Origin of the sequence: Pseudomonas mandelii, from assembly GCF_024138395.1 — a bacterium.
GTDB classification, from domain to species: domain Bacteria; phylum Pseudomonadota; class Gammaproteobacteria; order Pseudomonadales; family Pseudomonadaceae; genus Aquipseudomonas; species Aquipseudomonas mandelii_E.
In genome coordinates this window covers 1-5,508 of sequence record NZ_JAMYDU010000049.1, presented here as the reverse complement: position 1 = coordinate 5,508, position 5,508 = coordinate 1, and the positions used below count along the sequence as shown (strand labels likewise).

General features: G+C 51.5%; 2 tRNA genes and 3 rRNA genes. All 5 read right to left on the bottom strand.

The annotated features are described in order from the left end of the window. Positions 1 to 71, bottom strand: a 5S ribosomal RNA gene (gene rrf / locus NHU87_RS28185); the annotation flags it as partial. Positions 72 to 216: 145 nt separating this feature from the next. Beyond that, positions 217 to 3,108: ribosomal RNA gene (locus NHU87_RS28180) — 23S ribosomal RNA — on the bottom strand. Between the two features lie 235 nt (positions 3,109 to 3,343). Beyond that, positions 3,344 to 3,419: transfer RNA gene (locus NHU87_RS28175), tRNA-Ala, on the bottom strand. 30 nt (positions 3,420 to 3,449) lie between these two features. Beyond that, positions 3,450 to 3,526, bottom strand: a tRNA-Ile gene (locus tag NHU87_RS28170). 82 nt (positions 3,527 to 3,608) lie between these two features. Beyond that, positions 3,609 to 5,145, bottom strand: a 16S ribosomal RNA gene (locus tag NHU87_RS28165). Positions 5,146 to 5,508: the final 363 nt, after the last annotated feature.

The following is a 5,508-nucleotide window of genomic DNA, read 5'->3' as shown; positions in this document are numbered from 1 at the left end:
TCGGCGATGCATCGTTTCACTGCTGAGTTCGGGATGGGATCAGGTGGTTCCAATGCTCTATGGTCGTCAAGAAATTCGGGTACCGAACCGTCTTTCGACGCTTCAGCAAATTGGGTATGCGATAGTTTGTGTGTTTTACTCGAACTTTCGGTTCGTTTCGTCTTCACACACCGCAATCTGGTGCCTTTTCAGGTCAGCAAATTGCTTGGGTGTTATATGGTCAAGCCTCACGGGCAATTAGTATTGGTTAGCTCAACGCCTCACAGCGCTTACACACCCAACCTATCAACGTCGTAGTCTTCGACGGCCCTTCAGGGGACTCAAGGTCCCAGTGAGATCTCATCTTGAGGCTAGTTTCCCGCTTAGATGCTTTCAGCGGTTATCTATTCCGAACATAGCTACCCGGCAATGCCACTGGCGTGACAACCGGAACACCAGAGGTTCGTCCACTCCGGTCCTCTCGTACTAGGAGCAGCCCCTCTCAAATCTCAAACGTCCACGGCAGATAGGGACCGAACTGTCTCACGACGTTCTAAACCCAGCTCGCGTACCACTTTAAATGGCGAACAGCCATACCCTTGGGACCGGCTTCAGCCCCAGGATGTGATGAGCCGACATCGAGGTGCCAAACACCGCCGTCGATATGAACTCTTGGGCGGTATCAGCCTGTTATCCCCGGAGTACCTTTTATCCGTTGAGCGATGGCCCTTCCATACAGAACCACCGGATCACTAAGACCTACTTTCGTACCTGCTCGACGTGTCTGTCTCGCAGTCAAGCGCGCTTTTGCCTTTATACTCTACGACCGATTTCCGACCGGTCTGAGCGCACCTTCGTACTCCTCCGTTACTCTTTAGGAGGAGACCGCCCCAGTCAAACTACCCACCATACACTGTCCTCGATCCGGATAACGGACCTGAGTTAGAACCTCAAAGTTGCCAGGGTGGTATTTCAAGGTTGGCTCCACGCGAACTGGCGTCCACGCTTCAAAGCCTCCCACCTATCCTACACAAGCAAATTCAAAGTCCAGTGCAAAGCTATAGTAAAGGTTCACGGGGTCTTTCCGTCTAGCCGCGGATACACTGCATCTTCACAGCGATTTCAATTTCACTGAGTCTCGGGTGGAGACAGCGCCGCCATCGTTACGCCATTCGTGCAGGTCGGAACTTACCCGACAAGGAATTTCGCTACCTTAGGACCGTTATAGTTACGGCCGCCGTTTACCGGGGCTTCGATCAAGAGCTTCGCGTTAGCTAACCCCATCAATTAACCTTCCGGCACCGGGCAGGCGTCACACCCTATACGTCCACTTTCGTGTTTGCAGAGTGCTGTGTTTTTAATAAACAGTCGCAGCGGCCTGGTATCTTCGACCGGCGTGGGCTTACGCAGTAAATGCTTCACCCTCACCGGCGCACCTTCTCCCGAAGTTACGGTGCCATTTTGCCTAGTTCCTTCACCCGAGTTCTCTCAAGCGCCTTGGTATTCTCTACCCAACCACCTGTGTCGGTTTGGGGTACGGTTCCTGGTTACCTGAAGCTTAGAAGCTTTTCTTGGAAGCATGGCATCAACCACTTCGTGTTCCAAAGGAACACTCGTCATCAGCTCTCGGCCTTAAGATCCCGGATTTACCTAAGATCTCAGCCTACCACCTTAAACTTGGACAACCAACGCCAAGCTGGCCTAGCCTTCTCCGTCCCTCCATCGCAATAACCAGAAGTACAGGAATATTAACCTGTTTTCCATCGACTACGCTTTTCAGCCTCGCCTTAGGGACCGACTAACCCTGCGTCGATTAACGTTGCGCAGGAAACCTTGGTCTTTCGGCGTGGGTGTTTTTCACACCCATTGTCGTTACTCATGTCAGCATTCGCACTTCTGATACCTCCAGCAAGCTTCTCAACTCACCTTCACAGGCTTACAGAACGCTCCTCTACCGCATCACCTAAGTGATACCCGTAGCTTCGGTGTATGGTTTGAGCCCCGTTACATCTTCCGCGCAGGCCGACTCGACTAGTGAGCTATTACGCTTTCTTTAAAGGGTGGCTGCTTCTAAGCCAACCTCCTAGCTGTCTAAGCCTTCCCACATCGTTTCCCACTTAACCATAACTTTGGGACCTTAGCTGACGGTCTGGGTTGTTTCCCTTTTCACGACGGACGTTAGCACCCGCCGTGTGTCTCCCATGCTCGGCACTTGTAGGTATTCGGAGTTTGCATCGGTTTGGTAAGTCGGGATGACCCCCTAGCCGAAACAGTGCTCTACCCCCTACAGTGATACATGAGGCGCTACCTAAATAGCTTTCGAGGAGAACCAGCTATCTCCGAGCTTGATTAGCCTTTCACTCCGATCCACAGGTCATCCGCTAACTTTTCAACGGTAGTCGGTTCGGTCCTCCAGTTAGTGTTACCCAACCTTCAACCTGCCCATGGATAGATCGCCCGGTTTCGGGTCTATTCCCAGCGACTAGACGCCCTATTAAGACTCGCTTTCGCTACGCCTCCCCTATTCGGTTAAGCTCGCCACTGAAAATAAGTCGCTGACCCATTATACAAAAGGTACGCAGTCACCCAACAAAGTGGGCTCCCACTGCTTGTACGCATACGGTTTCAGGATCTATTTCACTCCCCTCTCCGGGGTTCTTTTCGCCTTTCCCTCACGGTACTAGTTCACTATCGGTCAGTCAGTAGTATTTAGCCTTGGAGGATGGTCCCCCCATATTCAGACAAAGTTTCTCGTGCTCCGTCCTACTCGATTTCATGACCAAGAGATTTTCGCGTACAGGGCTATCACCCACTATGGCCGCACTTTCCAGAGCGTTCCGCTAATCTCAAAGCCACTTAAGGGCTAGTCCCCGTTCGCTCGCCACTACTAAGGGAATCTCGGTTGATTTCTTTTCCTCAGGGTACTTAGATGTTTCAGTTCCCCTGGTTCGCTTCTTAAGCCTATGTATTCAGCTTAAGATACCTAACTTATGTTAGGTGGGTTCCCCCATTCAGACATCTCCGGATCAAAGTCTGTTTGCCGACTCCCCGAAGCTTTTCGCAGGCTACCACGTCTTTCATCGCCTCTGACTGCCAAGGCATCCACCGTATGCGCTTCTTCACTTGACCATATAACCCCAAGCAATCTGGTTATACTGTGAAGACGACATTCGCCGAAAATTCGCGATTAAACTCACAAATTTTACCTTAGCCTGATCACCACCAGTGAAAGTGGCCATCAGTCTATCTTTCTATCACATACCCAAATTTTTAAAGAACGATCTAATCAAAGACTAGAAATCAACATTCATCACCGTCTTGGTGGAATGCTCATTTCTAAGCTTTCAACAAACAGAAGCAGTAGTGGTGGAGCCAAACGGGATCGAACCGTTGACCTCCTGCGTGCAAGGCAGGCGCTCTCCCAGCTGAGCTATGGCCCCGTATTTCTACAGGCGTTTCCCACACAAAATTGGTGGGTCTGGGCAGATTCGAACTGCCGACCTCACCCTTATCAGGGGTGCGCTCTAACCAACTGAGCTACAGACCCAATTTCGGGCTGCTTCTTATCGTCTTCTTCAATGAATCAAGCAATTCGTGTGGGAACTTATGGAGCAGCTGATGTCGTCGATTAAGGAGGTGATCCAGCCGCAGGTTCCCCTACGGCTACCTTGTTACGACTTCACCCCAGTCATGAATCACACCGTGGTAACCGTCCTCCCGAAGGTTAGACTAGCTACTTCTGGTGCAACCCACTCCCATGGTGTGACGGGCGGTGTGTACAAGGCCCGGGAACGTATTCACCGCGACATTCTGATTCGCGATTACTAGCGATTCCGACTTCACGCAGTCGAGTTGCAGACTGCGATCCGGACTACGATCGGTTTTCTGGGATTAGCTCCACCTCGCGGCTTGGCAACCCTCTGTACCGACCATTGTAGCACGTGTGTAGCCCAGGCCGTAAGGGCCATGATGACTTGACGTCATCCCCACCTTCCTCCGGTTTGTCACCGGCAGTCTCCTTAGAGTGCCCACCATTACGTGCTGGTAACTAAGGACAAGGGTTGCGCTCGTTACGGGACTTAACCCAACATCTCACGACACGAGCTGACGACAGCCATGCAGCACCTGTCTCAATGTTCCCGAAGGCACCAATCCATCTCTGGAAAGTTCATTGGATGTCAAGGCCTGGTAAGGTTCTTCGCGTTGCTTCGAATTAAACCACATGCTCCACCGCTTGTGCGGGCCCCCGTCAATTCATTTGAGTTTTAACCTTGCGGCCGTACTCCCCAGGCGGTCAACTTAATGCGTTAGCTGCGCCACTAAGAGCTCAAGGCTCCCAACGGCTAGTTGACATCGTTTACGGCGTGGACTACCAGGGTATCTAATCCTGTTTGCTCCCCACGCTTTCGCACCTCAGTGTCAGTATCAGTCCAGGTGGTCGCCTTCGCCACTGGTGTTCCTTCCTATATCTACGCATTTCACCGCTACACAGGAAATTCCACCACCCTCTACCATACTCTAGCTCGTCAGTTTTGAATGCAGTTCCCAGGTTGAGCCCGGGGCTTTCACATCCAACTTAACGAACCACCTACGCGCGCTTTACGCCCAGTAATTCCGATTAACGCTTGCACCCTCTGTATTACCGCGGCTGCTGGCACAGAGTTAGCCGGTGCTTATTCTGTCGGTAACGTCAAAACAGATACGTATTAGGTAACTGCCCTTCCTCCCAACTTAAAGTGCTTTACAATCCGAAGACCTTCTTCACACACGCGGCATGGCTGGATCAGGCTTTCGCCCATTGTCCAATATTCCCCACTGCTGCCTCCCGTAGGAGTCTGGACCGTGTCTCAGTTCCAGTGTGACTGATCATCCTCTCAGACCAGTTACGGATCGTCGCCTTGGTGAGCCATTACCTCACCAACTAGCTAATCCGACCTAGGCTCATCTGATAGCGCAAGGCCCGAAGGTCCCCTGCTTTCTCCCGTAGGACGTATGCGGTATTAGCGTCCGTTTCCGAGCGTTATCCCCCACTACCAGGCAGATTCCTAGGCATTACTCACCCGTCCGCCGCTCTCAAGAGGTGCAAGCACCTCTCTACCGCTCGACTTGCATGTGTTAGGCCTGCCGCCAGCGTTCAATCTGAGCCATGATCAAACTCTTCAGTTCAAACATCTTTGGGTTTTTAAGAAACCCTAAACTTGGCTCAGCAATCGTTGGTTACATCTTTGATTTCTCGCGGAGCAACTTGTGATGCTGATAATCTTGTTGACTATCAGTCTGACTCCACAAGCACCCACACGAATTGCTTGATTCAGTTGTTAAAGAGCGGTTGGTTAAGAGCTTTCGTCTCAACCGAGGCGCGCATTCTACAGCAGCCTCTGTTGCTGTCAAGCGGTTATTTTCAGAAGTTTTCAAAGTTTCCTTTGCAACTTCAACCACTTGCGCTTTCGATCTCTCGTTAGCGGGAGGCGAATTCTACAGCGTTACTCGCTGCTGTCAACACCTCTTTTTCTCCGCTTTCGACCGAGA